This is a genomic window from Microcoleus sp. D3_18a_C4 (assembly GCF_036702415.1).
Taxonomy (GTDB): Bacteria; Cyanobacteriota; Cyanobacteriia; order Cyanobacteriales; family Microcoleaceae; genus Microcoleus.
The window spans coordinates 20,855-47,798 of the sequence record NZ_JAUBTI010000049.1 but is presented as its reverse complement, the minus strand read 5'-3'; the positions used below and the strand labels follow the sequence as shown (position 1 = coordinate 47,798).

25 protein-coding genes and 1 tRNA gene are annotated in these 26,944 nt (G+C 46.5%); 7 read left to right on the top strand and 19 right to left on the bottom strand.

The features are described 5' to 3' along the window. The 5 genes from QUB16_RS20385 to QUB16_RS20365 all read right to left on the bottom strand — a co-directional run. The coding region (locus QUB16_RS20385; RefSeq protein ID WP_333318873.1) for a hypothetical protein at nucleotides 1-234 on the bottom strand (234 nt) is incomplete at its 3' end. A gap of 114 nt (nucleotides 235-348) precedes the next feature. After that, entirely contained in the window at nucleotides 349-1,794 is a 1,446-nt protein-coding gene (locus tag QUB16_RS20380) for a slr1306 family protein (protein ID WP_333318872.1), read from the bottom strand. 250 nt (nucleotides 1,795-2,044) lie between these two features. Next, nucleotides 2,045-2,467 (bottom strand): thioesterase family protein, encoded by a 423-nt coding sequence (locus tag QUB16_RS20375; protein WP_333318870.1) that lies wholly within the window; start codon nucleotides 2,465-2,467, stop codon nucleotides 2,045-2,047. Nucleotides 2,468-2,869: 402 nt separating this feature from the next. Then, nucleotides 2,870-3,952 carry an ATP-dependent 6-phosphofructokinase gene (locus QUB16_RS20370; protein WP_333318868.1) on the bottom strand — a complete coding sequence of 361 codons (1,083 nt, stop codon included), beginning with the start codon at nucleotides 3,950-3,952 and terminating at the stop codon, nucleotides 2,870-2,872. Nucleotides 3,953-4,536: 584 nt separating this feature from the next. Further along, nucleotides 4,537-4,779, bottom strand: a complete 243-nt coding sequence (locus QUB16_RS20365) for a hypothetical protein (protein WP_333318866.1) — start codon at nucleotides 4,777-4,779, stop codon at nucleotides 4,537-4,539. A gap of 137 nt (nucleotides 4,780-4,916) precedes the next feature. Between QUB16_RS20365 and QUB16_RS20360 the strand changes: the two genes are divergently transcribed. The 3 genes from QUB16_RS20360 (at nucleotide 4,917) to QUB16_RS20350 (ending at nucleotide 6,522) form a co-directional block, all read left to right on the top strand. Then, the gene (locus QUB16_RS20360; protein ID WP_333318864.1) at nucleotides 4,917-5,423 is read left to right on the top strand and encodes a hypothetical protein; all 507 of its coding nucleotides are present in this window, start codon (nucleotides 4,917-4,919) and stop codon (nucleotides 5,421-5,423) included. Between the two features lie 80 nt (nucleotides 5,424-5,503). Further along, nucleotides 5,504-5,701, top strand: coding sequence for a hypothetical protein (locus tag QUB16_RS20355; RefSeq protein ID WP_333318862.1), 198 nt, complete (start codon nucleotides 5,504-5,506; stop codon nucleotides 5,699-5,701). Nucleotides 5,702-5,706: 5 nt separating this feature from the next. Beyond that, nucleotides 5,707-6,522, top strand: coding sequence for an FkbM family methyltransferase (locus QUB16_RS20350; protein WP_333318860.1), 816 nt, complete (start codon nucleotides 5,707-5,709; stop codon nucleotides 6,520-6,522). A 305-nt stretch (nucleotides 6,523-6,827) separates the two neighbouring features. Here the strand turns inward: QUB16_RS20350 and QUB16_RS20345 are convergent, their stop codons facing one another. The 5 genes from QUB16_RS20345 to QUB16_RS20325 all read right to left on the bottom strand — a co-directional run bounded on the left by QUB16_RS20345 (nucleotide 6,828) and on the right by QUB16_RS20325 (nucleotide 16,972). Beyond that, nucleotides 6,828-12,008, bottom strand: coding sequence for a PAS domain S-box protein (locus QUB16_RS20345; protein WP_333318858.1), 5,181 nt, complete (start codon nucleotides 12,006-12,008; stop codon nucleotides 6,828-6,830). A 50-nt stretch (nucleotides 12,009-12,058) separates the two neighbouring features. Further along, a complete protein-coding gene (locus QUB16_RS20340) occupies nucleotides 12,059-13,375 on the bottom strand; it encodes a transposase (protein WP_333318856.1) in 1,317 nt (438 codons plus the stop codon). Between the two features lie 572 nt (nucleotides 13,376-13,947). Next, nucleotides 13,948-15,444 (bottom strand): mannitol dehydrogenase family protein, encoded by a 1,497-nt coding sequence (locus QUB16_RS20335; protein ID WP_333318853.1) that lies wholly within the window; start codon nucleotides 15,442-15,444, stop codon nucleotides 13,948-13,950. A 207-nt stretch (nucleotides 15,445-15,651) separates the two neighbouring features. Then, nucleotides 15,652-16,395 (bottom strand): HAD family phosphatase, encoded by a 744-nt coding sequence (locus QUB16_RS20330; RefSeq protein WP_333318851.1) that lies wholly within the window; start codon nucleotides 16,393-16,395, stop codon nucleotides 15,652-15,654. Continuing rightward, nucleotides 16,376-16,972, bottom strand: a complete 597-nt coding sequence (locus tag QUB16_RS20325; RefSeq protein WP_333318849.1) for a hypothetical protein — start codon at nucleotides 16,970-16,972, stop codon at nucleotides 16,376-16,378. Before QUB16_RS20325 ends, QUB16_RS20330 begins: the two co-directional genes overlap by 20 nt. Nucleotides 16,973-17,051: 79 nt before the next feature. Between QUB16_RS20325 and QUB16_RS20320 the strand changes: the two genes are divergently transcribed. Then, nucleotides 17,052-18,106 (top strand): IS630 family transposase gene (locus tag QUB16_RS20320; protein ID WP_333318848.1). Its coding sequence is split into 2 segments (ribosomal slippage): nucleotides 17,052-17,444 and nucleotides 17,447-18,106, totalling 1,053 coding nucleotides; the frame shifts between segments, so codons are not numbered across the junction. Nucleotides 18,107-18,145: 39 nt separating this feature from the next. Here the strand turns inward: QUB16_RS20320 and QUB16_RS20315 are convergent. Both QUB16_RS20315 and QUB16_RS20310 read right to left on the bottom strand, forming a co-directional pair. After that, nucleotides 18,146-19,054, bottom strand: a complete 909-nt coding sequence (locus tag QUB16_RS20315) for a mannitol dehydrogenase family protein (protein WP_333318846.1) — start codon at nucleotides 19,052-19,054, stop codon at nucleotides 18,146-18,148. 928 nt (nucleotides 19,055-19,982) lie between these two features. Continuing rightward, the gene (locus QUB16_RS20310; RefSeq protein ID WP_445251146.1) at nucleotides 19,983-20,201 is read right to left on the bottom strand and encodes a Uma2 family endonuclease; all 219 of its coding nucleotides are present in this window, start codon (nucleotides 20,199-20,201) and stop codon (nucleotides 19,983-19,985) included. Between the two features lie 114 nt (nucleotides 20,202-20,315). On the opposite strand from QUB16_RS20310, the gene QUB16_RS20305 reads away from it, so the two are divergent. Then, nucleotides 20,316-20,705, top strand: a complete 390-nt coding sequence (locus tag QUB16_RS20305; RefSeq protein WP_333318842.1) for a hypothetical protein — start codon at nucleotides 20,316-20,318, stop codon at nucleotides 20,703-20,705. A gap of 101 nt (nucleotides 20,706-20,806) precedes the next feature. Here the strand turns inward: QUB16_RS20305 and QUB16_RS20300 are convergent, their stop codons facing one another. The 5 genes from QUB16_RS20300 to QUB16_RS20280 form a co-directional block, all read right to left on the bottom strand. Next, nucleotides 20,807-21,568: a DUF72 domain-containing protein gene (locus tag QUB16_RS20300; protein ID WP_333318841.1), complete on the bottom strand. Its 762-nt coding sequence runs from the start codon at nucleotides 21,566-21,568 to the stop codon at nucleotides 20,807-20,809. A gap of 88 nt (nucleotides 21,569-21,656) precedes the next feature. Beyond that, entirely contained in the window at nucleotides 21,657-22,034 is a 378-nt protein-coding gene (locus QUB16_RS20295; protein ID WP_333318839.1) for a hypothetical protein, read from the bottom strand. A 175-nt stretch (nucleotides 22,035-22,209) separates the two neighbouring features. Further along, nucleotides 22,210-23,289 carry a CAF17-like 4Fe-4S cluster assembly/insertion protein YgfZ gene (gene ygfZ / locus QUB16_RS20290; protein ID WP_333318875.1) on the bottom strand — a complete coding sequence of 360 codons (1,080 nt, stop codon included), beginning with the start codon at nucleotides 23,287-23,289 and terminating at the stop codon, nucleotides 22,210-22,212. A gap of 94 nt (nucleotides 23,290-23,383) precedes the next feature. Further along, complete coding sequence (locus QUB16_RS20285) at nucleotides 23,384-23,767, bottom strand: hypothetical protein (protein ID WP_333318837.1); 384 nt, start codon at nucleotides 23,765-23,767, stop codon at nucleotides 23,384-23,386. A 186-nt stretch (nucleotides 23,768-23,953) separates the two neighbouring features. Next, nucleotides 23,954-24,025, bottom strand: a tRNA-Val gene (locus QUB16_RS20280). A 72-nt stretch (nucleotides 24,026-24,097) separates the two neighbouring features. On the opposite strand from QUB16_RS20280, the gene QUB16_RS20275 reads away from it, so the two are divergent. Both QUB16_RS20275 and mazG read left to right on the top strand, forming a co-directional pair. Beyond that, nucleotides 24,098-24,817 (top strand): metal-binding protein, encoded by a 720-nt coding sequence (locus QUB16_RS20275; protein WP_333318835.1) that lies wholly within the window; start codon nucleotides 24,098-24,100, stop codon nucleotides 24,815-24,817. Nucleotides 24,818-24,883: 66 nt separating this feature from the next. Further along, a complete protein-coding gene (gene mazG, locus QUB16_RS20270; protein ID WP_333318834.1) occupies nucleotides 24,884-25,711 on the top strand; it encodes a nucleoside triphosphate pyrophosphohydrolase in 828 nt (275 codons plus the stop codon). A 403-nt stretch (nucleotides 25,712-26,114) separates the two neighbouring features. Here the strand turns inward: mazG and QUB16_RS20265 are convergent, their stop codons facing one another. Together QUB16_RS20265 and QUB16_RS20260 are read right to left on the bottom strand one after the other, a co-directional pair. After that, the gene (locus tag QUB16_RS20265) at nucleotides 26,115-26,516 is read right to left on the bottom strand and encodes a helix-turn-helix transcriptional regulator (RefSeq protein ID WP_006634106.1); all 402 of its coding nucleotides are present in this window, start codon (nucleotides 26,514-26,516) and stop codon (nucleotides 26,115-26,117) included. 32 nt (nucleotides 26,517-26,548) lie between these two features. After that, nucleotides 26,549-26,929, bottom strand: coding sequence for a helix-turn-helix transcriptional regulator (locus QUB16_RS20260; RefSeq protein WP_333318831.1), 381 nt, complete (start codon nucleotides 26,927-26,929; stop codon nucleotides 26,549-26,551). Between the last annotated feature and the right edge of the window lie 15 nt (nucleotides 26,930-26,944).

The following is a 26,944-nucleotide window of genomic DNA, read 5'->3' as shown; positions in this document are numbered from 1 at the left end:
TGTGGAACAGGCATCTTGCCTGTTCTTCCACAATAACAAAATTTTGTGGAACAGGCATCTTGCCTGTTCTTCCACAATAACAAAATTTTGTGGAACAGGCATCTTGCCTGTTCTTCCACAATAACAAAATTTTGTGGAACAGGCATCTTGCCTGTTCTTCCACAATAACAAAATTTTGTGGAACAGGCATCTTGCCTGTTCTTCCACAATAACAAAATTTTGTGGAACAGGCATCTTGCCTGTTCTTCCACAATAACAAAATTTTGTGGAACAGGCATCTTGCCTGTTCTTCCACAACAAAAAAACTGTCTTGTGGAACAGGCTGGAAAGCCTGTTCCTTTATTTTACTTAATTGACCGCCGACTTAACGGTTTCGGGCCCAGATACCTGAGAGGAAAGGCGACTCGCCACTTGATTGATGAAACCTTGCAAGAAGGAAACTTGCTGATTTTGCAGAAATACTGCTTGCAAAGTTTTCGTCAGTTCCGTAAGATTGAAGATGCCTTTAGCATTTTCCAATTCTTGAGTTGAGAAATATTCAATTAAACTCAGTCCTGCTATTCTGGTAAAATATGCTGCACTAATTCCCTGCACCGCGCCTCCGGCTACGTAGGTGACAGCATTGCTTTTCAGCAGTCCAGTAATAGTTTGGGTAGACATTTCTACTAATCCCAATTTAAACATTTGACTTGCCAAAGTTGCCGCTACTGTCTTAGCTTGGTCTAAGGAAAACTTTTGCTGGTAGATAGCGCCGAGGTCGATTACAAGTTGGGTACTGATGGCGGTTGTTGCTAGCAAGTCTAAAGCGGGAACCGGGTTAGTAAAGACGGCGGCGGCGGCGATGTACTGATATTGTTCGATAATGGGAATTGCCCGATCGCGCCTGACTCCATTTAATAAGGTTTTTGCCTCTAGCTTGATACTTGCAGCCTCGCGCACTGCACTCGCCCAGACCAACTGTTGCCGTTCTTCAGTTAAGATTTTAGTCAATCTTTCCGTCAGCCCGTCGAGTTGAGAGACTTGATTTTCGATGCGTTCTTGAACTGTGCCGTCCGCTTGGTGCCGGCGCACTTTAATAGAATTGGGAGAAGCTGCGATCGCAATTATCTCTTCTGTTCCCAATATTCCTTGCATTTTCTGCTGCAAAGAGTGCAAAACCTGCGACTGCTGTTCTGGTAAATATTGGTCTAGTTTGTTCCAGACTAGCAACACGCGCTGACCTGCGGACGCTAGCTGAGATAATGTTTTAAATTCCGAATCTGTGATGTCGCCCGCTGTTACAAACAGCACTAAATCACCGTTGATTTTGGCATCGGCATTTGTATTAGCAAACAGCGCTGCTGTTTCTTGTAAACTAAGCTTTTGCGGGTCTTGAGAGGCCCAATTAGAATTTAAAACTTGAATTAAGGCAGTTTTGCCGACAGCTTTGCCGCCAGTTACGGTAATCCGTAAATCTTGTCTGTCTAATTCGGCTCTGAGCCGATCGAGCTTTGCTGTTAGATTAGCAGGATCGGCGGAGTTTTGAGCTTCTGAAGCTAGCAGTTTAATGGCGGCTTCGGAAGTCGCGATCGCTTTTTCGGCTGCTTCCCTGTTGGCCAGGGGTTGCGGGAGTGCGAGTTCGAGTTTGGGGGATTGTTGCTTCCACCACCAATACCCCGCACCGGCAGCCGCCAAGCCGATGAGTGCCGTTTCGCCCATTTCTGAACCCGAATGCTGTAGAGTTTCCAGCAGCCACAGCGCTGCTGAAAGTCCTATTCCGCCTATCAAAATCGGTCGCCGCAAGTTAAGTGTCATTTTTCCCTTCCTCTGGGTATTGTCGCCAAGCTTAACCTTACCGGGCTTGGCCTCCCTCCCTCTATTCCATCGTACCTCTGTGGCATCCAAACTGGCAGGCGGGCGATCCGACTTTTTGCGATCGGGATTTCCGGCCCCGGCGACAATCAACTTTTTGCACTTCTACAAACGGGGAATAGGGGACTGAAGTCCTCACTACAAACCAATAGATTTTTACAGGATTTTGCAAATATAATAGTTGATTTTTTCTCTAGGTTGGTAATGCTTGAGATTGTGATTCAAAAATATCAATTATTTGTTTGGGAATTGCTCGCGGGCGCATAGTGGTAACTTCAACCCACACCCAAAGCGCCTCTGCTTTTAACAATATTTCGTCACTTCCAGCTAAGCGAATTTCGTAGCGGCGGACAGCGCGCGGGCCGCGCATTTGTTCGATCCAAGTGGATATCTCCAATCGATCGCCCGATGCGGCCGATCGCAAATAGTCAATCTCTATCCGTCGCATTACAAAGACGCCGCCCAATTCCCGGTAGCGATCGAGAGTAAATCCCAAGTGTTCTAAATGTTCGATTGCAGCGTGTTCTAAATAATGCTGATAAACAGCATTATTTACGTGACCGAGAGCATCCATTTCATAATGTCGCACTCTAATTTCTGTAGTAAATGGTGTCAATTTCTCCCCTTTCCACTTGTTGCGGTATTTTGTAGTTCCGAGTGCGATCGCACTCTGGGTCGATACGGGAGCATCTCAGTTTTGTAAAAAGCATTTTTTTTATTGTAGTGCGAGCGTCCCCGCTCGCGTATTGTACACGCGAGCGGGGACGCTCGCACTGTAAATGCAAAACTGAGATGCTCTCGGTCGATACTCGCTCGGAACTGATTGCAAGTTACACTAAATAGTTGAAACATCACTGCTTCCAGGTTAATCTTAGTCCTAGAAGCACAGACGGTCATCACCTTGGTTTTTTTACGACAATACACTGGCTTAAAACCCTCACTCTCGGTTGAAAAACCCGGTTTCTTGGTTCTGAGTGCGTCCCGCACTAAATCTTTGACAAATCGGACGGGTAATGGTTTAATCTCCCAGACAAATTCCCAAACCGCGAGCCGTTTTAACCAGAGTACCATCGAAGTCTACAGGTCTGTATTTGGCGATCGCCTTGGACAGAGGAACGCTCACAACTTCCCGCTTTTGCCAAGATACCATGCAGTCGTATTTCTCTTCGGCAATTAAATCAACTGCTGCTACGCCAAAAGCAGAAGCAATTAACCTTTCTAGCGATGAAGGAGTTCCTCCGCGTTGAATATGTCCCAAAACAGTGACGCGAGTTTCTGCACCGCTGCACTCAGAAATTGTATCAGCTAAATACTGACCAATTCCGCCTAATCGACTTTGACCTAAGCGATTTGTTTGCATTACTAACTCGCCTTCTTCAGTGCGAACTGCCTCCGCTACTATAATTAAACAGTAGTTTTTTCCCCGGTCTTGGCGTTCTTGGATTTGGGCGCAGATTTTGGAAATTGTGTAAGGGATTTCGGGAATCAGAATTATATCAGCTCCCCCAGAAATTCCGGCACTGATCGCAATATGTCCAGCGTCGCGCCCCATGACTTCAACAATCATGACGCGACTGTGACTTGCCGCAGTAAAATGCAAGCGATCGAGTGCTTCAGTGGCAATATTGACCGCAGTATCAAAACCGATGGAACGCTCGGTAATGCCGACATCATTATCAATAGTTTTAGGAATAGCAACTAAATTCAAATTACCTTGTTGAGCAATCTTCCTGAGAATGGCGAGACTGCCGTCGCCACCAATGCCAATTAAGGCATCGAGACCTAGTTGATGATAGCCTTCGATAATGTCCTCAGCCCGATCGCGTAAAGTCCCATCAGGCATCGGGAAAGCAAAAGGGTCGCCCTTATTTGTCGTGCCTAGCATCGTACCGCCAATGGTGAGCCACGAGTCTACTTTCTCAATATCCAAGGGAATTGCTTCAGGGGGACGACTCATCAATCCGTTGGTGGCTTGACGAATCCCCATCACTTTCCAATTGTAAGTTCCCGTGGCGCGGTAGACAACGGCTCGAATAACTGCGTTTAAGCCTGCACAGTCACCCCCGCTAGTGAGGATACCGATACATTTTTGTTCTCCCATAATTAATGCCCGACTTTTGTTACTCTGAATATGAGTTGATATTTTAAGATGCCGATCGTCCAATCCTGATTTTAGACGTAAATAGGTAGGCGAAAATAAACTTTACTCTGTAACAGAATGTAAAGCTATCATGGGAGCATCTCAGTTTTGTAAAAAGCATTTTTTTTATTGTAGTGCGAGCGTCCCCGCTCGCGTATTGTACAATACGCGAGCGGGGACGCTCGCACTGTAAATGCAAAACTGAGATGCTCCCGCTATCATAACTTTTGTGATTGCTTTCATAAGATATCGCTCCTTTGGGGAGCGTTTCACTCGTTTTTGACTACTTAATGTATTTTCAAGCTTCATCGACCTAATTGAGTGCGTCATCTCTGACCAGGAATTTCAAAGGTGGTACCCGCCACGTGATTTATCCGTGGAATAAATCCAAAATCTAAAATCGAAAATCCTCCAGCCCCCGCATTTATCCGTGGGGTCGCCTCTAAAATCTAAAATCGAAAATCTAAAATCGATTGACGCATCCCACAAGTTCGATCGCCAACTAAGTAGCATCGCCAATCACCGTCTCCAACAAAACATCAATTTTACTTGGGATTGAGGCGTTTAGAAACTTGGTTAATTATACCGCTGAGAATAGCACCGCCCATAAGAATTCCCAGGGCGGGATTAAATACGGGCTGCCAGAGACTGTACCACAAATCAAAACCGAGATTCACCCCGGTCGATCGACCTGCTACTGCGATCGCAAACCACCCAAAACTGGCAAAGACGAAAAATACATCAGCTACTAAAAGCAAGTTGAGAAAGTTAAGAAATTTATCTTTCATTGTCTAGGGTTCCTTTTGAGTGTATATGTGTCAAGTTTTGGCAAGCAGTTGGTAATGGAGCGGATTGATAGCTGCAACTGGCGATCGAATAAAGATAAAATATCATTCAATTGTTTTCGCGCACAGGCTGTCAAAATATGGTTCGCTATACACTTCCTCAAAGCCCCGAAATTATTTTAACTGTCAAGGGGAAAGATTCAGCCAAAGCCCGCGAAGAAGCGATGGATCGGCTGATGGAGCTCATGGATGAGGGAAAGCTGCCTACGGAGCTCGTGGAGGGATTTGGGCCCAAGCAGTTTGTTGAAGTTAAGGATATCGAAGATGCTGCGTCTGACGGCGAGGACGCGATTACTGAAGCCGTGCAGATTTTGAGCAATTTGGCAAGTCTCAAATTGAAAGTGATGGAATCCCGCGAAGAAGCACTCAAAGTCCGGGCGGCGATCGACATTTTGTTTACAGATGAGGCTGTGACGGCCGAGGAAATTAGTCGTTTGAAAGATGGTTTCAAGGTTCTCAAAAACTTTGCTCAAGCTAACGTCCGCTATCGAGAAGCTAGAAGTAAAGCCGAAGAAGCGCGGGCAATTCTCGACGAAGCTTTGCAATCTGTCGAACCGGAAAACAAGGCGCAGAAGTCGGCGAAATAGTAACAGGTTGTGTTAAAACTCACATCTAGCACCATTCTCAAGAACAGGCTTTTCGGCCTGTTCCACAAGAAAATTAACTCGTGGAACAGGCCGAAAAGCCTGTTCCTAAAAAACTGATTGAGAATGGTGCAATATCTCAGTTGAAACCTATTTCTGTCATGGCGAGCCGAAACGAAGCACTCGCAAACCTCGGCGATTGCTTCGTTTCTTTATTCGGACATACAATAACTCTGCTGCAAGACATAATATTAACTTTATCCACATTGAAATCAGGATAAAAATTGTGAACCAACAAACAGGAATTCTCAGAAACTCGATGTCAGGCAGCTTGCTGCTGGCTAAAAAGTTAGGTTTTCAACCAAGAACTGTGATTGATGTCGGTGCGGCATTGGGAACTTTTAGCCTTTACGAAACTTTCCCCGATGCGCGACATTTGCTAATTGAACCCATCGCCGAAAATGAACCTTACCTCGCCAAAATTTGCCGCCATCTCAAAAGTGCAGAATACATTATTGCAGCAGCCACCAAAGAATCGGGAGTTTTCACCCTCAACGTCAGTCCCGGTATGGTGCATTCTTCACTTTCTGAAAATCGCGTTAGTGACAGCAGCAACCCTTATTTGAGGAACATACCAGCAATTACCCTGGATGGAATATGCAGGGAAAGAAACTTGTCAGGCCCGTATTTAATTAAAGTTGATGTAGACGGAAAGGAAGTAGATGTTTTAGCGGGAGCAACTGAGATTTTGCAGCAGACTGAATATGTAATTGTAGAAGTTACTTTATTCGGTCAGATGTATGATGTAATGAGTTTTATGAAGTCCCAAGGATTCGCAGCTTACGATATAGTTGATTTGTCCTATCGCCCGACTGATTCAGCTTTGTGGCAAGTTGACATGGCTTTTGTTAAGGAATCGGGTCACTTCCGAAGAGATAGTAGTTTCGCAACAGGACAGCAGGATATCGAAGCACTTAACTCGCATCTGAAAGCTTATCGGGAAAGTTTCATCAAACACATTGAGACTCATTACAGCGACCCCATAGAGCCGGAACCACAGGTCACTCAACCTGTTTGGGGCGAAGATTATGTCATCATTTAACTCAAGTTGCTTCCATCTGATACCAAATCCGAGTCGCACTTCGCACGCTTATTTAATTAATCCTCAACCTCTCACAAACTGGTTTTCTAAAGGCTGCTATTGTCCTCTATAAGCTTGCAATCTGCTGTAAATAGGCTTTCATTGGATATCAGAAAGTGGGAATGCCCTAATGCGAGCCTCACCATGATAGAAACATCAATGCAGCTAAAAACATTAGAGATGAGGGTTTACGAATGGCAGAGGTTATGTTAGTAAATTTTCTTCTTTTATTTGACTGAATTTGACTGATATTAAGCATTCTTAGCTTAATGTCTTAGCAAACGGGCGATCGCTTTTACCAATTCATCAGGTTCGACAGGCTTGGAGATATGCATCTGAAATCCCGCAGCTAAGGCTTGCTGCTGATTGATTTCTCCAGCATAGGCAGTAAGTGCGATCGCAGGAATCGTGCCGCCCTGTTCAGGTGACCATTTTCTAATTTGCCGAATCAGGGCATAACCATCCATCTCTGGCATCCCAATGTCACATAACAGCAGATCGGGGACAGATTGATTCAGGAGAGTCAACGCCTGTGCACCGGAAGCGGCTGTCGTAACTTGTGCGCCAGATTGCATCAGGGTGAATGCTGCCAACTCCCGCATATCTGCATCGTCGTCCACAACCAAGACCTGAATACCTGCTAAGTCTGCCGCACTTTCTGGGTGCCTGCGATCGTCCGAGGGTTGCGGCTCTACGATGTTTAACGGTAGCCGGATGGTAAATGTAGCCCCTAAGTTCTGTCCTAAGCTGTCTGCTTGAACGGTTCCTCCATGCAGTTCGGTAAAATGGCGGACGATCGCCAGCCCCAATCCCAATCCGCCAAATTGTCTAGTCGTTGTCCCATCTTCTTGACGGAAGTAGTCAAACACATGGGGTAAGAAGTCTCGACTGATGCCTTTTCCAGTATCTTTGACTTGAATCTGAGCATAGGTGCCAACTTGCTCTAGTTGCACCTCGATTCGTCCTCCGGCTGGGGTGAACTTCACGGCATTGGAAAGGAGGTTCCAGACTACCTGTTGGAGGCGATTCGTATCACCTGAAACCGTTCCTGAAATAGGATTAAACGTGGTCTGGATTTGAATGTGTTTGGCTTCGGCCGCCAGTCGTACCGTTTCCATGCCGGCTTCAATCGTTGCTGCTAGATTCACACTCGCGACGTTTAACGTCATTTTTCCTTGCAGAATGCGCGAGACATCCAACAAGTCCTCAATTAATTGCGCTTGCAGCTTGGCGTTGCGTTCGATCGTTTCTAGGGCTTGCTGGGTTTTTGTGGCATCTAGTCGCCCAGTTCGTAGCAATTTTGTCCAGCCCAGAATCGGATTCAGGGGCGATCGCAATTCGTGGGACAATACGGCTAAAAATTCGTCTTTAATCCGGTTAGCGGCTTCTGCTTTTGCGCGATCGCGTTGAGCCAATCGGTATAATTGAGCATTGTCGATCGCCAAGGAAGCACGACGGGCCAATTCCTCTGCCAGTTGCAAATCTGCTGAGGTATACCGTCGTCCAGATTCGGCACAGATAAAGGAAATGACCCCTAGAATTCGTGCCTGAGTTCGTAGTGGCACCGTCATTACAGAGCTGAATCCAACCTGCCGCAGCATCTCTAAATGCTCTGAATCAAGCGCTGCCTGTACCAACAATTCATCGGGAATCTCCGGCACCAAATCAGATTCCCCAGTTCGCAAGGTCAATGCAGCACCGCGAGGGTCATCCGGATTCAGCGGATACTTTTCTCTAATCTGATATGCCCATTCCAGCTTGGCAGGGTCGATGTGAGCAACTGCAATCTGCTCGATCGCACCATCCTCTTCTCTCATGTGAATCGTACACCAGTCCGCTAATTCCGGCACTGTAAGCTGCGCGACTTGCTCTAGAGTAGTTTGATAATCAAGTGAGGATGCAAGCACCGCACTTGCCTCAGAGAGAAAACGTTGTGCACGTTCTAACTGCATTCGTTCCGTCACATCTACCACATAGACTAAAACCCCTTCGACCTGACCATTTGAGTTAACAGTTGGAAGATAGTAAACGTTGTAGTAACCGGGACGGCGATCTCCGCGTCCGGGAACATTCACCGCAAAGTTCGGTGAAATGAAAGGATTCCCTGTGGCGTAAATCTGATGGAAGACTTCAACTAATTTGGGATCGGATTGACCAAAAAGTTCTGGAATTGAATAGCCTAAGTGTTGCTCGCGGGTTAATCCATTAATTTCTGCTAATGCTTCGTTGATGGCAATAAATCTCTGCTGTGCATCTAACAGGGCAAGTCCAACCGGAGACGTGTCAAAAATAGTTGCCAGTTGGCGCTGTGCGGCTTCGGCTTCCGATCGTGCGAGGCGCTCGCGTTCTAACAGTTGTTCTCGTTCTTGTTCTGCATACTTGCGCTGCGTCACATCCAGCACCAGCGATAGCACCGAAATCATCCGTCCCGATTCGTCCCTGAGACTGGAGTTATACCAGTCGCAATGCACAATGTTGCGAGCTTTCGTGTAATTGCGGTTGTATGAAAAAATATGGGGTTCTTCACCATAGACCAGCCGTTGGCAGACTTCAGTCACCGATTCGAGGTCTTCCTCAAAGACAAAAGGTATCTCTGTTAAAGATTTGCCCAGAATTTCTTCGGCCCTCCAGCCCAAAATCCGCTCTGCACCAGCAGACCAGCGAATGATTTGAAAGTCTCGATTCCATTCAACGACTGCCATTGGAGAGTTTTCAACATGGAAGTTAAGCTTTTGTAGGGCTTGACGCAACGCTTCTTCTGCTTGCTTGCGTTCTGTGATATCAATGACAACTCCGATCGAGTGCTTGGGATTTCCCTGAGAATCATAAGTAAACTGTCCTCTGGCTTCGACCCAGTGAATCGAGCCATCTGACCAACGCAGGCGATATTCATGGTGATACTCCTTCTTGTCTGCTATGGCTTGCTGAAGTTTTCCTTCGGTTTCTGCTAAGTCATCAGGATGAACCCGACTTCCCCAAACTTCATAGCCCGGTTCGCACTCATTCGGTTGCAGACCGAGTACCATGAAATGTCCTTCTGACCAAAGCAAGGCATCGGTCTGCATATCCCAGTCCCACGTTCCCATGCGTCCGACCTTCAGCGCCAGTTGCAGATGAGCTTCACTTTCTCGCAATTCCTCTTCTGCGCGCGATCGCTCCACGGCTAGCCAGGTTTTTTCAGCAATTCGCTCCATCAGGACCACCTCTTCCTCCGTCCAGCGTCGCGGAGCCACATGGTGCAACACAAACAATGCGACAAATTTTCCTTCTTTCACCAAGGGAACACACACAAGAGATTTGGTTTGAATTGCATCGAAGGCAGCAGCCCCCGCTCCTGCAGTCCGAGAATCGCGATCGACATCATCCACGACAATTGTTCTGCCCTGCTTTAATTCAGCAATGAGTTCACGGCCAAACGAATCCAGGTGATGTCTACCCACCACGCTGATTGCACCATTGCAGAAATCGCGATCGACAATGACATATTCCTGCGTTGGATCAATTTCGCCGTAGGTACAGCGAGTGACATGAAAATGTTGCCCTGTGGCACAAACCACCTGCCACATAATTTCTTGTGGGTCTTGAATGGCACGAATCGCGTCATTCAATTCGATTAGGAATTGTTGAATTTCTTCTTTCTGCTGGAGGTTCTTGAGCAGTTGTTCAATTTGTTGCCTTGCCCGCACCTGGGCTGTCACTTCAATGTTATAAATCAAGACACCCTGAATGGTTCCCTCAGCATCCCGCCAAGCTGCAAAGATGCAGTGGAAAAATGCTTCTTCCAACACTCCATCGCCGTTCCGATCCCAGTAAGTAGGTGACTCCTCCCGAATAAATGTTTCTCCCGTCCGGTAAACCTGTTCAAACGCTTCAAAGTAAATTTGTCCCTCTATTTCCGGGAAAACGTCCCGCATAGATTTCCCGATAATGTCTGGAGTGCGCCCAGTCCCTTGCAGATAGGTTGGATTGGCAAATTCATACACTAGATCGGCACCTTTAACAATGCCAATCATGGCAGGCAATTGCATCAGGATGTCATGCAACCGCTGGCGTTCGGTTTCTGCTGACCGTCGGGCAGATTGTTCTCGTTTTAAAAGGCGATCGCGCTCTGCTTCGATCTGTTTGCGTTGGGTGATGTCAACCGAAACGCCAACCATGCGAACTCCCTGTCCGGTTTCCTCCAGATAAACTCGCCCCTGACTGTTGATCCAGCGCACAACGCCGTCGGGACTAATTACCCGATACTCCTGCACGTAGGACTGTTCGACCGCAGTTGCCCGTTGGGCCGCTTGGATCACCCGTTGTCGATCGTCTGGATGAATGAGTGCAAAAAAGTCTTCTCCTGAGCCTTCGTGAAGACCCCAAACTTCTAGAGCATTTGCAGAACACACGACCTGATTGGTCGGCAAATCCATATCCCAGACCACCATCTGAGCCGCCGTCAGTGCCAATTGCAGGCGTTCTTGGCTCTCTCGCAATGACTGTTCAACTTGTTTGTAATCCGTCAGGTCTTGGAAGATAACAACGGCTGCAACAATCTGCCCCTGCTTATCTAAAATCGGTGCTGAGTTGGCGTTAATGAAAATGCGGCTACCATCATTTCGATCGATTTCCATCTCCTCGTTGGTAACGACATCACCTGTTTTTAGCGATCGCGCTAAGGGCATATCTTCATGGGCATAGGGCTGACCGTTAGAACGAAGTGGAATGTATGAAACGACGGGATCATATTCGTTAAGCTCAAGCGATTGTTCGTAGCCATATCCAACAATCTGCTTGGCTTGTTCGTTAGCCAGAACCAACTTACCAGATGCTGCATCGGCAATCATTACACCTGCAGGCATTTGTCGTAAAACGGCTTCAAATCGGGCGCGTTCAATTTCAAGCTCGTGCAATAACCGTTCTCGTTCTGCCTCTGCTTGCTTGCGTTCTGTAATATCGCGAAAATAAACTGCTAGTCCTGCGGTTGAGGGATAGGCCTTTGCCTCTATCCAACGCTGGACAGATTCCCCAAATTCTTCCCAGGAAACAGGAACCTGTTCCTTCATTGCCCGATGGAGTTCTCGATAGGGAATTGCACCAACCAGCTCAGGAAAAACCTCATTCCAAACGTGCTTTCCTAGTATATCTTCTGGTGTTTTGTGCAGGATTTGAGCCGCCGCCCGATTCACGTAGGTGTAGCGCCAGTCGCGATCGAAGGCGACAAACGCATCGGTAATGCTTTCCAGAATCGTTGCTACATTGCCCTCAGTTTCTTGGGCAGCGAACAACTGTTCGCCTTCAAGAGTGCGGGCAAAGCGTTCAATGACTTCAGAGCGAGAAATTCCTCGCCTGTGAGCCTCTTTATCGAGCGATCGCCATGCTGTATTAGTCAGAGATACGCTCACTCGTTGTTTCATCTCCGAGTTCCAATTGCTAACAAACTTGCCTGTGGCGTCGCGCTTCATCCAGATTCATCCGTATACATACACGGTCTTCTCCAGTCAACTACCCAGCATCAAGCGGAGTACCGCCGGAGATGTGGGCTTGTATCTGAGCTCCACCGCAATTCTGAGAACCTTTGCAGAATCTCAGCTTTAGTTTCACGGCCCGACACATTAGGGGATGCTGACAAGATCCCCGTACTCGTCCAGTCCTGCCGGACGAGTAACGTTCTCATGGCAATATTTCTCGCACCCACCAAATCAGCATGAAGCTCATGTCCGCAACATTCACAGCGAAATAATAGTCCTTTTCTCGGTCTATTCTCTACTGATGTGTGTCCGCATTTTGGACAACTTTGCGAAGTATAATGAGCTGGGACTTTAGTAGCCAAAGAGCCGTTCAGATTAGCTTTGTAGTCAATATAGCCGTGCAGTTCGGCAAACGACCATTTAGCTTTATTTCGATTAGCTTTTCGCTGCTTCTTGCTAGCCTTTTTGCCAGACTTGGACTTCGTTCTATCCCTAACTCCGGTTAGATTTTCTAGCCCAATTATGCTGTGAGGCTTTGCAATATCCTTGCTGATTTGGTGGTTCACATCAGCGATAAACCGTCTTTCTCTTCCCGACAAAGCAATTAGTCTGCGCTTTGCCGAACGAGTGCCTTTACGCTGAAGAGTTTGTCTAGCCTTGTGATAGCGGTTGGCTTTATGTCTAGCTTCTGAGCCTGAGTAGAAATTAGACTTGTTTTGTAAGTCTGTTTCTACGGCTAAGTAGCGCATTCCCACATCAACACCCGAAACTCTGGTTATTTTCAGCGGGTCAAGTTCAGGGGTTTCTACCTCAACAGCTACCATCAAATAGTAAACTTTAGAGGAACGCTGATAGACAATCTTAGCTGCCAGGGCCTTGGAACCATTGGCAATTAAATCCAAATACTTGTTGTAGCCGTCATAGGAAACTACTATTCTACCAGCCAGGGTGATAAGACTCACCATCTGCTCGGATTTAAACGAGTAGTCGCGCTGATAATTTAAGGTACAGGTTCGAGAGATGTATTTAGGGGGTTGATCTAGCCCTTTGTATCGTTTCTTTGTGTACCCTTTGGAAATAGCGTCGTTAGATTGTTTTACCTTAGTCCAGAGAGTTTTGTAGGTTGCCGATACTTGTCTGGGTACGTTGCAAGCCATCTGAGCGCCAAGCCCAAATCTAACTCGCAATTCGTTGTAGACAGCTTTTTGCAACTTAGCACCATTGCTGGTTTTGTTCGCATCAAAAGCAACTCGCGAAGTATGATTCAAGGCATCCCGATAGGCTAATGTAGTCTGAGACACCAAAGCTTTTTGCTCGGTATTCAGGTTTAGTTTTAACTTGGCGGTGATTATTTGAGGCATTACTTTCACAAACTCTAAGAAAATTCTATCTCGTGAAGATGGCAAAAGCAAGTGGTGTAGCAAAAATAATTTGTTCGCTCATCGACCGCCCCTCACCTTCGGCACCTAAAGCTATCGGTTTGGTTCGGGGCGGCTCTCCTGGCTCACGCAAATTCCTCCCGACGCTCACCTGAGTACAGGTAGAGCGCGGGACTCCTTTTGGTTTAGTTGAATCTGAGTTAATCACTCAGGAGAATCTGCCTTAAGATAGATGATTTGGTGAGAGGGAACATAGGAAAGAATGACCTCAATCAATATTGCGCTGTATTGGCTGCTGAATTTCCCTTTGCACTCGTAGACATAGAGCTGGGCTAGACGGGAGAATCCCACGGCTTTAACGTAGTGCAGCCGTGGCAGTGTCAATCGATTTTAGATTTTAGATTTTAGATTTTAGATTGAAGCATTGATCTCACGGATAAATTCGGAGGCTCCTTTATCGGATACAGGTTTTTTATTTCTGGACGGATGAATCACGTGGCGGGTATCCTGGATGCTTTCGGTCAAATAAGTTTCCTCACGGATGCGGATAGTTCCTACGACAATCTGGCTAGCGTTCCTTGAGCACCAAACTCATGCAAACTACGCAACTGATCACCAACAGCCTCGACGAAACGTGGCGACTCTCCTAAATCTCCAAAAATTTCAGATAGGCCCAGTAATGGTTTGGGATCTAATTCACTCAAACTGGCGCGTTGAGTGAGGATGTCTGCTAATGGGTCATCAATGGGAATAGGTTGCCCTTGTTCATCATGACTATTGATGTATCGACACCAAGCAGCAATCGTCAAACTTAGGTAATCGATCGCACCTTCAAGTTGTAATTTATCGCGGATCGATCCCAAAACAAACTTAGGAATTTTTGCCGATCCATTCAGGCACAGGCGTGGAAGCTGATCGCGAATTTTGGGATTAGAAAACCGTTCAATTAAAGTTTTTTTATAATCATCTAAATCAATCCCCGGAACGGGTTGAAGCGTTGGTGTCACCTCATCCATCAGGTTAGCAACTGCTTGCTGAAACAAAGGGTCAGCCATGACTTCATAAACGTAGTTATAACCTGCCAGAGAGCCGAGATAGCCAATCAGCATATGGCTGGCATTAAGCAGCCGAATTTTCATCATTTCATAGGGATGAACATCCTTAGTCATCTGTACGCCAACGGATTCCCAATCGGGTCTGCCTGCACAAAAGGTATCTTCGATTACCCACTGAATGAAAGGCTCCGCGACGCAGGGAAACGCATCATCAATACCAAACTGTTGGGCGACCATTTTGATATCTGCTGGGGTTGTCAGCGGAGTAATGCGATCGACCATGCAGTTGGGAAAGGCAACGTGTTCAGCAATCCAACTTCCTAAATCCCGATCGCGCATTTGGGCAAATGTCGTTAGCATTTTCCGCACCATGTTGCCGTTGCCCTGGATATTGTCGCAGGACAAGACTGTAAAGGGTGCCAACCCCTGTTTACGCCGTTTTTCGAGTGCGGCTGTCAAAAAACCGTAGGTCCCAAGTGGTTGGTCAGGATGTTGCAAATCGTGCTGCATCGTCGGGTGGTTGACATCGAAATTGCCACTTCCTTCAATGTAGTAGTAGCCGCTTTCAGTGATCGTTAGAGTAACAATTCGGCATTTGGGATCTGCTAATGCTTCAATAACTGCTTGACGATTGTCTGGTGCAAACAAGTATCGAGTGATTGAGCCAATGATCCGAGCGCGATCGCACTCAGGCGATCGCTCAACTAAGGTATACAAACAATCTTGGGATTGAAGCGCATCCCGCATTCGCCGATCGTAGTCATTGTCAAGCAATCCAACACCACAGATTCCCCAATCACTACCAGGATTCTGATGGAAATAATCATCGAGATAAAGCGCTTGGTGCGATCGATGAAATCCACCAACCCCAATATGCACAATTCCATTAGTAATTTGAGGGCGATCGTACTTGGGTACGCGCACGTTTCCAGGTAAAAGGGACAGGGATGCTTCATTCAGCTTGATTGTTGAGTCTGTGCTGGTATTGCTGTTCATCTTATTAATTTATGACCTTGTGATGACGGCTGATTATCAGTATTGCAGGATGGTTGAAAAAGGTGGAGTCTATTTTGGCGAATCTGCATGGCAAGTCGATCGCCAAACCGATCGCCGATGAAGTTGTCGCCCAAGCTATTCTTGACCGAATCTGACTTTTTAGACATCCTGTTAAGGCATCAAGCGATCGCCTGATGCCCCGTGTCCTTACACTGGGGTTGCTGATAATAAGCCCATAAGATCGTGCATCCGATCGATAACTTTGTGGGCACCAGCCGACTCAAGAGCATCTGCACGGCTGCTTCGTTCATCCTCGCTGATATGAGTTCCCCCTACATAACCGATAATTTGCCCAATTCCAGCAGCAACGGCAGACCTTACCCCACTGATAGAATCTTCAATTGCCACGCAATCGGAAACTTCAGCGTCCAGACATTTCACTGCATATAGGTAGATGTCAGGAAGCGGCTTGGGACGGGGAACCGGGAGAGAGTCGTGGGCGCTAAATATCTGCTCGCTTGGGAAATAGTCAGTCAGGGCTGCAGAACTAAGGCAAGCACTCAGTCGCTGTAAGCTGCTGTTACTTACAAGTGCATATTCAACTCCGTCGTCGCGCAGGGAAGACAGCACTTGGGGCGTTCCGACCGTCGCTTTTGCCTCTATAGTAAGCCGTTGAATCGCTCTCTTTTCTTCTTCAGCCACTAGCCTGTCCATATCGCGCTCATTAAGACTGGTTAATGAGTCTGGGTAGAGCTTTTTGAGTATTTCCCTGTAGGGTTTCCCGGCGAAGCTTTTAACAAAGTCCTCAAGCTCATAGTATTGAGCGCCAGGGAACTCACGAGCAACTTCATTTGTCAGCCTCCATGCGCTCTTAAGTGCTATGGTTTCACTATCAACGACAGTTCCGTCATGATCGAAAAGCACCACCAAATCATGCTGAAACGGTTTCATTTAAAAGACCTCCCTCACTGTAATTCTTAAGCGTAGTCAATAGTCCGTGGGTCTGAAGATATTGCAAAGCCCTGTGGCATTCATTATCTACGACCTCTGTCTGTTCGCAATTTTCCAATCCCAGAATCCCGCTAATTACTGCGCCTTCTTGAATGGCTGTAATTGCGCTTTGGGTATCCTTGGCATGATAGGGTTGACCAGACTCGCTCGCCTCTTCTCGGACTGCAAGCAGCCACGCCGCAACAGGAAGTATAATACGCTTCATGCTGACTTTTCGGCTATAAGCATCCTGAAGTATAGGAAATATATACTTGCCTACTTTCCTCGCTGTTTCTGAAGAGATTCTCTCAGTAGTATCGGGAAGAGCCTCGTTACTCAGCCTTAGTAACACCTGCTCCATATATTGTTCGCACATCTGGCGAGGCACTGGTGTTGCTGCTGCGATATCGTCCATGAGAAGTCGAGTAAACAACTGGAATTCCGGTAGCGCGATCGCCTCGTGCATATACTCTATACCTGCTCTTACAGCTAAACAGGCTATGAAGGAGTGTACTGCATTCAAGAATCTCGACTTCATATAAGTAGGTCGGCGAAAAAAAACAAAACTATGTTAAGATACATAAAGAAAGGTAGAAATTTAGTGAGGTAATTAATATATGGGCGCTCGATTAAGAGTATTTCTCACTCAAAAGCAAGACAAAACCCTATTTAATCTGAGAACGGCGAAAGTACCACAAAAAGTCAAAGATCGAGCAGAAGTAATCAGGTTAAACGCAAATGGCTGGTATGTTGAGAAAATAGCTACTCACTTTAACTGGGCTTCACAAACAGTGAGAGCAGTCTTACATAAATGGGAAGAATTTGGTATAGAAAGCCTTTGGGAAAAACCAGGTCGAGGGGTAAAAGCCAAATGGAAAGAAGAAGATATAGAGTTTTTGTCAGAATGCTTAAAAAAAGAACCACGTACATATAACAGTTTTCAATTAGCTGATAAATTAGAAAAAGAGCGCTCTATTAAATTAAGTCCCGACCGACTAAGACGGGTACTAAAAAAAAAGGGATCATTTGGAAAAGAGCTAGTCCAAGTCATAAAGGAAAACAAGACCCCAAACAACGAGCAATAAAGCAATCAGACCTAGATATGCTGGAATTAGCAGCGGCAGCCGGAGAAAGCGACTTAAAATATTTAGATGAATCAGGATTTTGTGCGTGGAGTAAAGCAAGTTATACATATTACAAAAAAGGTCAACAAAAACGGATACAGCAAACTAAAAATCGAGGTCGTAGATTAAGTATTGTGGGGATTTTTGAACCTTTAAGTAGCTTTGTATATGGTTTGGTAATTGGAGGTGTTGATCGAAAAGCTTATATTCAGATGATGGAAAAAGAAGCAGAAGAAGCGGCCCAAATGAAACGGATTAGAATTCTTGTACAAGACAACGGTCCAATACACCGATGTCAGGAGGTTAAACAGTTGTGGTCAAAGTGGGAAGCTCAGGGTTTATATATTTTTTTCTTGCCTAAATATTGTTCCGAAATGAACCCAATTGAATTAGAGTGGCAACACATTAAAGAAGATGAATTAGCCGGACAAATGTTTGAGGATGAATTAGAACTCGCCTACGCCGTAATTCATGGAGTAGAAGTTAGAGGAAAAAGAGGAGATTACCCTACACAACGTATTAAATTCAAGTCCAGTCACCCGACTTAATATTTTGTTACATACTTATGGATTTTCCCGCCGACCTACTTACAGGAAGGGAGTGATGTCGCTAGTCATAATCACCCCTACATCTTCCCACTTGGGGCGATCGGCTGTGAATTTGTCTTCCACGACAAACTGCCAAAATGGTTCGGTTACAATGGGTGCGCGATCGCGAACTTGCAACAGTCTGCTGGGGTAGTTATAGTCGGATTCCTGTTCTTGAGGCACAATCCTGTCTACCACTGAATTCGGGAACGTGGCGTTATCCCTGATGTATTCTGCAAGTTGAGGATCGATCTCTTCAGCGTAAGCTAGCACTGCTTTTCGCAGGATCTCCCCATTTCTTGGGAGGTTGTCGCAGGAAAGAGTGGTGAACGGAGTCATTTTGCGATCGCGTCGTCGCCGCAGCGCCTCTACTATAAAGCCAATTGCAGTTGTTGGAGTGGAAGGATTTTGCAAATCGTGCGCGATGTCTTCATTCGCTGTGTCGAGGTTAAAATTCTTGTCTAGATGGTAGCCTCCTTGAGTAATAGTAAGAGTCACCAGATGCACAGAGGGAGACGCCATCTTTTCAAGCACATACTCGCACTTCTCTCTACCATTAACTATTTCCCTAATAGAACCTATAACTTCCGCTTCCTCACGATTTTGAGCGCAACTAGAATGTTTGGTCAAAGTGTAAAGGAATCTCTGCGGTTTCAACCTAGTAATGGTCTCTTGACTCTTGAGGCTAACCCCACAAATCCCCCATCTCTGCTCTTGGAACCCCTTCTGTGCAAGATAGTTATGTATTATGTAGGCAAGGTGCCCCCTAAAAAAACGACCTGGCCCGAAATGGACGATACCAGTTTTAAGCGCCCTCCTGTCGTAAAGAGACTGTTGCCTCCACAAACCAGTTACAGTACCGAAGCGAGAACTTGAAGAAACACTGGGCGGTCTGAGTAAGTTAACCATGAGACTTCTTAAATAAGTGTGATAAGGTAAAATGAAAATTGGTCAGTCTGGGTATACCCAATGACCTACAAGCAACACACATGTCTCAAACTGCGAAAATTTCGGGTATCCTTTGTGCCATCTACAAAGAAGCGTATTACCAGATGGTAGTTAGGGTGTGACAGATAGAGCCGAGAAAGAAAAAATCAGGTCAACCTAATTAAGAATCAAAGCTCAATTGGTCATTAACCTGAAGTAAGGCACAAGGGTACGCGACCTACTGCAACTTTGTTCAACTTTGGCAGGTGCGTAAGCCGAATGTATGCCCTATAAGGCGCAAATAGAGTGCTGTTAATTCTGGTTTTAGATTCCCCAATAACTCTGTAGATTGTGATGTTATTTCCCTTGGTCGCTGCTATCCTCCGTATTCAGGAGAATATACCAACCATTCTTTAGAGGTACTTATAACAACAGGGTAATTAGAGTCGGACAGGTAGAACAGAGCAACAATAAATTAGGTAAACTTAATTAATTAAGTATCAAATATCAAGTAGTCATTAACCTGAATTAAGGCACAAGAGTACGCCCCATACTGCCACTTTGTTTAGCTTGGGCAAGTGCGTAAGTCGAATGTCTTTCCTACAGGGCGCAAATAGACTACTTTTAAATTCTGCCTTTAGATTACCTAATAACTCTGTACACTTTGTATGTTATTTTCCTTTGTCGCTGCTATCATCTGTCTTCAGGAGAATCTACAAATAATTCTTTAGAGGGACTTATAACCACAATCAAGTGTATACTTGGCTACAAGCAGTTAAGTTAGAGTTGGGCATTTGTGTAGCAAGCGTCCAAAAAAACAACGCTTGCCTTGAAAATTCCTGTCTGTAGCGGATGGCTGATACAGCATTGCCAGTCCGTTTCAGTCTGTCCATAAATTTTTAAAGTTTCCTCACTCACAACTGGGATCGGCACTCCTGTTGAGCAAATCCTCCACAGACACTTGACAATCTGCAAATGCCAAAGGTGCGATTAAATCCGACTCTGCCAACACAACCGGGCTAGCATAACACTCGGCCCCTGGCTCAGGAAACACATACAATCGACGGGCATTGATATCTAGAATCCAATACTCCCGGATTCCTGACTGAGCATAAGCAGGGGCTTTCAATTCCCTGTTAGTTATATCGCTCCGTAGATGTTGGCCGCGCGGAAGAGTTATCTTGTTTGGACGAACGGCGGGCAGATTTGAATATTTACCGCGCACAATTGAGGCGCATCAAGAGTGAACTCGCTCTACTTTCTTGAGGTAAAAGCTGACGGCAACAGCTTCTATAAAATTGGAATTACTACTCGACTAATGGAGGAAGGGATAGCCGAAGTGCAGCGGGATGTGAGAGTACATTACTCAGAGGTTGCCATCAACTTGCTGGGAGTGTGGGAACGCCGAGGGAAGGTGCAATTGTACTTCAAACGCCCCTACAAAGCGTTTAATTATCGCATCGAGAAACTGACGGAGTATTTCGTGTTTCCCAATGTCAAGCGCACCCTACGGGGTTTGTTTGAAATGGAGCTAAAAGAGCCTATTGATGTTGAGTTGAATTTGATCAGCTTGTGCTGGGTGATGTTGAGTGGGATGTGCGGGTTCGGGGTGAGTGCGATCGTCAAACAATAACCTAGACGAACGCCACCTGCGATTTCTAATTCAGCTTCAGGGAACTGCGGAGCGTTTTTGAATGGGCCCAAAAAAATGGAAACAGTCTCAATCAGAGTCGGTCAGGAAGTACCGTTCTCCACAAAAGTTTTTAGCTTTGAAGCGTTGCGAACTGCATTTCCCTCTCCGTCATTGTTGAAGTAGACGAACACGCTTCGCCCCTGGCTTTTCCACTCATGGATGCGATCGGCCCACCAATGCAAATCATCATCCGAGTAGGAGCCGCCGTAGAGATTGTTGGCGTCGGGGCCGTGGAGGCGCACATAGACGAATGAGCCTGTTGCTCGCAGGATACACGGAAGGTGGGCGCCGCTCATCACGCAGTAAGCCGCTCCTTCGCGTTCCAGCAGCGAAAATACCTCTTCTGTGTGCCAGCTTGGGTTTCGGAATTCCACAGCTACTTTGATCCAGGAGGGCACCTGCTCTAGAAAGTAAGCTAGGCGAGCCAAATCGCAGCCGAACTGGGGAGGGAGTTGGACGAGCAGAATACCGAGTCGATCGCCCAAGCATTGAAGTCCCTGACTCATGCGTTCCAACCACTTTTCTGGCGAGTAAAGGCGCTTGGAGTGCGTTAGACCACGGGGGGCTTTTACGGTCATCAGAAATCCTTGGGGGAGGCGCTCTCGCCAGCTAGCAAAGGTAGTGTTTGGTGGCCAGCGGTAGTAGGTGCTATTAACTTCGACGGTTTGATAGTGCTGGATGTAGCGATCGAGCCTAGAGCGAGGCGGTAGCTGGTGGGGATAAAGCACACCTTCCCAATGGTCGTAACTCCAACCTGAAGTGCCAATATGAACAATCAAATCCGGGTTCGTTATCGCTTCCATGATTCGGCTTGAAATCGCTACTACACAAACTTTCGTCCCAGCAGAGATGGACTAAGAATTTGATATTTGAAAACTGGATGCGATGGAATTAGTTGGCTCGATCGCTGCTACCTCGATCTGTAGCTTTTTCTAGTGCTTCCCGTGCCGGCGTAACTGCTTCGCCCACGTTATCTTTTACCGATTTTACAAATTTTTTGGTACTGGGGGCAATGGGTTGATCGAGATTCAGCTTTTCTCGGATATTGCCAAGTACACCCTTGGCATCCTTCTCTGTATCGGTTGTTAGCGGGCGATCGGGACTGGCAACTTCGTAAGATTTAGCTTCAGGGGTTAAATGTGTAGCGATCGCTTGCATTTTGTTGCCCGAAAATTCCAATTCTGAGCTAAAAATTAGCGCTATTCCTACAGCCAAGATTATTCCTACTCGCAGGCAAGTTGTAACTAAGCGCGATGTAAACTTTTTCATTGAAAAACTCTGTTTTTTTCTGTGACGACTGTTATACACAATAATTGCTGTTGTTGGTTTGCAAATCTATCTAAAGATAGGACTTGGTGTCAATTTATGGTGTTAGCATCCTTCCCAAATCAACCTCAACAAAAAAGTTTTTGGCGCTGCGGCGCCACCACGCGACCGATCGCAACTACGAACTCAAGAAAGGTACATTTACTACTTCCCCTGACACCGATCCGACTTGCACTTTCAGTCCTTCGCCGCCCGCTTTTGTGCGGATGTAAGCAAGACCAAAAAAGCCGGATTCAGTTTCCGTAAAACTGGTGAGTTTGCCGACTTTTTCTTCTCCGATGGTGACTGCTGTTCCGGGTTCAACCGCACCGCTCAAATGCACGCCCCAAAGTTGCTGTTTGACTCCTTTGTAGGTGTTCAACCGGGCAATTGTTTCTTGACCGATGTAGCAGCCTTTGTCATAGGTAATCGTGTGTAAAAGACGGGCTTCTAGGGGGTTGTAATCGTCTGTGAGTTCAAAATCGGGTGCGGGGCGTCCTTGTTCGATTCGCAGTTGTTCCCAAACTCGATCGCCCATCGGTACGGCCCCAGCTTTGACTAATTCCTGCCACAAGTTGGCTGCATCGCTGGCTGGCGCAATTAACGTGTAGCCGGGAGTTGCTAAACCGCTACCAACCGCAACTCGAACCCCCCCTTCATCCCCCCCTTGGTAAGGGGGGGAAAGAGGGGGGGTTTTTATCAATTTGTGAGTAGCGTAAGGTTGATTTTGAAGTTCGGTAACTCCGATTTTTTCTAATAGTTGAGTGCTTTCCGGGCCGAGGACACTGAAAGCAACAGTTGTATCGGTTAAATCTGTTAACTCGACGCGATCCATTGGGAAAATATAGCGATCGAGCAATTCCAGCAGTTGGCGGCGGCGGTTGGCTGAAACTAGCAGCAGTACGGCATCTTCTGTAGCGTAAGCGGTGGCGAGGTCGATCGTCCGGGCGGTGGATGTGACGAAAACGGTGTCGCAACCTTGACCGGGTTTGAGTATATTAAAGTTATTGGTACTTTGATTGTGCAAGAACCGCAGGCGATCGCTGTCTGAGATTTGAATGCGTCCCCAGTGAGTGCGATCGTACAAAGCCGCACCTTGTTTCGTTGCTGCGATCGCTTCTGCGTCGTTACCAAAACTGACTGGGACAATTTCTTTGGTTGTTAACTCTGCAAAAGTAGCACCTGTCGCTGCTTGAATGTCGTGCAATTCTTGAATCAGCATAAAATTTTGTTGACTGTTGAGTGTTGACTATTGACTGATGACTGATGACTGTTGACTGTTAACTACTGCTTTCCTGTCAACTGACAACTGACTATTTGCCCAAATTGGCGAATATTTCTTGTATTAATTGACTGGCTTTGGCATCAAGACGATTCCAATCCACATCGCCAGTGTCATCCTCAATCAAGCTAGTATCAATTACAACTTCTTGGCTTTGGATTTGACTGTGGGCGGGCTGGTAGTTGACAAAGCAGACTCGATAGCAAAGTTCCCAAATATCGATACATCTTTGCTCGCCTTGAAGCTCTAAAAGTAGTTGATAGCCCGGAATGGGAATCTGGACTTCTTGATAAGTACCCGTCCAAACAGACTCCTCTAATTGTTTGCGGATGTTGTCGATCACTCGGATCATCGCTGGCTGCATAAGCAGTTCAGCTTGCTGCCACGCGATCGGGCTAGTTATCTTAGGCTTCATATACACGGTTCTAAAAAAGAAAATCAATAAATTAATTTTCTAGCATTGGGTGCCAACTTTTGAGACATTCGCCACAGAATGTTAAATTTAGTCGTCACCCCATTCAACAGTTAACCGTCAAAAGCAACAGCCGTTCTCGGCTTGACTGCTAAAAACGGCTGAAACTGTTGATATTGAGTTATCGGATGGGTAATGTAGGATTTGAACCTACGGCATCCTGCGTGTAAAGCAGGCGCTCTACCACTGAGCTAATCACCCAATTGCACTCACCGGGATTTATCATATCACAGTAACTCAGAAAGATCAAGTAAAAAAAATCCTAAACTTTAAATGCCCTCTGGCCGCACCCACGATCAAATAACCATGTGGAGTTTGCCCCTGGTGGCAGCCCTCACCTTTGGCCAGACTCAGAGCAGCAACCTGACTTTGCTCGTTTCCGGCAGTTTCTTATTCGGCGGGCTGATGTTTGGCCCCGACTTGGATATCTACTCCTGCCAGTATCAGCGCTGGGGATGGTTCAAACTGATTTGGCTCCCGTACCAAAAAAGCCTGCGCCACCGCTCTTTTTTGTCCCACGGCCCTCTGATCGGCACTGCTTTGCGAATCTTGTACCTCGCTATCTGGATCGCGGTTCTCGGAATCGTGGGATTGGCAATTGCCCAAAAAGTCGGAAACTTCGGCTGGAATTGGCAGGATGTGGTGTTGAGTTACGGGCGATCGATCTGGGAACACCACATCGAAATTTTAGCCGTTTACATCGGTCTAGAATTGGGCGCGATGAGCCACTATCTGAGCGATTGGGGCGGCTCGGCTTACAAAAGATTCAAAAAGAAAGGATTGAGCGGGTTGCGCCCTCCTAAGACAATTAAGAGGCCCAAAATCAAAGCTCCCACTCGCACATCTAGCAAATCTATAGCAGAAGGCAGAAGGAAGAAGGCAGAAGGAAGTTCGGCAACGGATTCTGTAACGGATGTAACGGATGTAAAGGATAGAAGGAAGAAGGAAGAAGGAAGAAGGAAGAAGGAAGAAGGAAGAAGAAGGAAGATGTAATAAAATCAATAGTTGGAGTAACAACGTTATAACCGTCTTGGCGGTTGATATAAAAGGTAAATTATTATGTCTAATTCTGAAAGTCGATCGCTCACAGCATTAAAAGAACTTATAGAAGTTGTGGCTAAATTGCGATCGCCCGACGGCGGATGTCCTTGGGATTTAGCTCAAACTCCCCAAACTCTAATTCCCCACATCATCGAAGAAGCTTATGAAACCGCCGACGCGATTCGCAAAGGAGATAAAGATGCGATCTTCGAAGAATTGGGCGACTTACTGTTACAGGTAATTCTGCAAGCTCAAATTGGGAGCGAATCCAATCAGTTTACCTTCGCCGAAATAGCTGCGGGCATCACAGAAAAACTAATTCGGCGACATCCCCACGTCTTTGGCGATGTCGAACTCAACAGCGTCGATGAAGTCAACGAAAACTGGGAAAAAATCAAAGCAGCAGAAAAAGGCACAACTTCGGAAAAGCCCGCAACTTTAGCCTCGAAAATGAGCCGTTATGCCAGCACTTTGCCGCCGATCGCCGCCGGGATGAAAATCTCTCAAAAAGCTGCGGAAGTGAGTTTTGATTGGGACAGTGTAGACGGCGTTTGGGATAAATTTCACGAAGAAATGGCAGAATTTGAACACGCTCTCAAACACGAGGATAAGGCAGCGCAGCAGTCAGAATTGGGAGATATTATGTTTGTGTTGATTCAATTAGCTCGCTGGTACGATTTAGATCCGTCGGCTGCTTTGCAAGGAACAAACGATCGCTTCGTGCAGCGGTTTGCGAAGGTAGAGGCTGCGTGCGATCGACCTTTGTCGGATTATGCCGCAGAAGAGTTAGAATCTCTGTGGCAGCAAGCTAAAGCTTTAATAGCTAAACAAAAGGGCGATCGGTAATAACTCATTCCCGATCACTATTGTTAAGAACAGGCAAGATGCCTGTTCCACAACAACTCCATATTCCTCTTGTGGGGAGTAGGGGTTGGGCTTCTAGCCCGCACTATTGTTAAGAACAGGCAAGATGCCTGTTCCACAACAACTCAATATTTTGCTTGTGGGGAGTAGGGGTTGGGCTTCTAGCCCGCACTATTGTTAAGAACAGGCAAGATGCCTGTTCCACAACAACTCAATATTTTGCTTGTGGGGAGTAGGGGTTGGGCTTCTAGCCCGCACTATTGTTAAGAACAGGCAAGATGCCTGTTCCACAACAACTCAATATTTTGCTTGTGGGGAGTAGGGGTTGGGCTTCTAGCCCGCCCTGAAAAGCTGATTAACAATACTGCCAGATGTCAGCAATCAACTACTCGTAAAGCTTCGCATCGTTGTATGGGGGATGTTCGCACGCGATGTAAAGCGCATTTGTCGGTTCCAGGGCTTCCCCAGTCACCGGATCGATCGGCTTGAGGACAAAGCATAACAGACTGAGCGATCGCCAATCCAAACTTTCTAACTTCCCGCGTTCGTAGCGACTAACAGTAGCATTACTAATACCGACATCTTTTGGTACAGGATCTCCGGCTGTCCGAAACAGAGCGGCCTCGTATTCTTTTGTGACCATTTCTGTTTCAATAATTGACCAGCCGCGAATCTCTCTAGCTGCTTTCAGAAGTTTGCCCAATCTACCGCGTCCCGTATCCGTAAATCGCACAGGGCGCAGTTTTTCCTGATCGACGACAGCCTTAAAGTCAAGAAATCCCGGCATTTTACAGATCCAATTTAACTCTTAAGTCAATCCTACGCCTCGACGTTTGGGTTCCAAAATTCTGTTCCGATCAACAGTAAGTCTTCTAGAGTAACCAACCGCTTTTCAACCGGGTGAACTGGTTCGAGAACATCGAGGAACAGCCACAAAATATCGGGTGCAGGCTTGTTGTAATAGCCATTTTCGATTCTCGAAATGCCTGCAATGCTGACCCCCAAAACTTTCGGCAAACGCTCTCCCCCTAGATTATAAAATTGAGCCTCATGCTGCTTGGTCTTTTCGCTCAGTTCGTGAACGCTCCAGCCCCTAGCTTCCCGCCACGATCGCAGGAATTTACCCAACCGCCGCAGCCCGGTATCAGTAAATCTCCGTCTCAAGTATTCTTTTTCTGGCTTAGCTTCTGCTAGCACCATCAGTCATCACCTATC

What these genes read in the sequence shown, in the direction of transcription:
- QUB16_RS20380 (WP_333318872.1), bottom strand. Translation starts at nt 1,794, where the DNA reads ATGACACTTAACTTGCGGCGACCGATTTTGATAGGCGGAATAGGACTT.
- QUB16_RS20370 (WP_333318868.1), bottom strand. Translation starts at nt 3,952, where the DNA reads ATGGGAGAACAAAAATGTATCGGTATCCTCACTAGCGGGGGTGACTGT.
- QUB16_RS20365 (WP_333318866.1), bottom strand. Translation starts at nt 4,779, where the DNA reads ATGAAAGATAAATTTCTTAACTTTCTCAACTTGCTTTTAGTAGCTGAT.
- QUB16_RS20360 (WP_333318864.1), top strand. Translation starts at nt 4,917, where the DNA reads ATGGTTCGCTATACACTTCCTCAAAGCCCCGAAATTATTTTAACTGTC.
- QUB16_RS20345 (WP_333318858.1), bottom strand. Translation starts at nt 12,008, where the DNA reads ATGAAGCGCGACGCCACAGGCAAGTTTGTTAGCAATTGGAACTCGGAG.
- QUB16_RS20340 (WP_333318856.1), bottom strand. Translation starts at nt 13,375, where the DNA reads ATGCCTCAAATAATCACCGCCAAGTTAAAACTAAACCTGAATACCGAG.
- QUB16_RS20335 (WP_333318853.1), bottom strand. Translation starts at nt 15,444, where the DNA reads ATGAACAGCAATACCAGCACAGACTCAACAATCAAGCTGAATGAAGCA.
- QUB16_RS20330 (WP_333318851.1), bottom strand. Translation starts at nt 16,395, where the DNA reads ATGAAACCGTTTCAGCATGATTTGGTGGTGCTTTTCGATCATGACGGA.
- QUB16_RS20325 (WP_333318849.1), bottom strand. Translation starts at nt 16,972, where the DNA reads ATGAAGTCGAGATTCTTGAATGCAGTACACTCCTTCATAGCCTGTTTA.
- QUB16_RS20315 (WP_333318846.1), bottom strand. Translation starts at nt 19,054, where the DNA reads ATGGTTAACTTACTCAGACCGCCCAGTGTTTCTTCAAGTTCTCGCTTC.
- QUB16_RS20300 (WP_333318841.1), bottom strand. Translation starts at nt 21,568, where the DNA reads ATGGAAGCGATAACGAACCCGGATTTGATTGTTCATATTGGCACTTCA.
- QUB16_RS20295 (WP_333318839.1), bottom strand. Translation starts at nt 22,034, where the DNA reads ATGAAAAAGTTTACATCGCGCTTAGTTACAACTTGCCTGCGAGTAGGA.
- QUB16_RS20285 (WP_333318837.1), bottom strand. Translation starts at nt 23,767, where the DNA reads ATGAAGCCTAAGATAACTAGCCCGATCGCGTGGCAGCAAGCTGAACTG.
- QUB16_RS20275 (WP_333318835.1), top strand. Translation starts at nt 24,098, where the DNA reads ATGCCCTCTGGCCGCACCCACGATCAAATAACCATGTGGAGTTTGCCC.
- mazG (WP_333318834.1), top strand. Translation starts at nt 24,884, where the DNA reads ATGTCTAATTCTGAAAGTCGATCGCTCACAGCATTAAAAGAACTTATA.
- QUB16_RS20265 (WP_006634106.1), bottom strand. Translation starts at nt 26,516, where the DNA reads ATGCCGGGATTTCTTGACTTTAAGGCTGTCGTCGATCAGGAAAAACTG.
- QUB16_RS20260 (WP_333318831.1), bottom strand. Translation starts at nt 26,929, where the DNA reads ATGGTGCTAGCAGAAGCTAAGCCAGAAAAAGAATACTTGAGACGGAGA.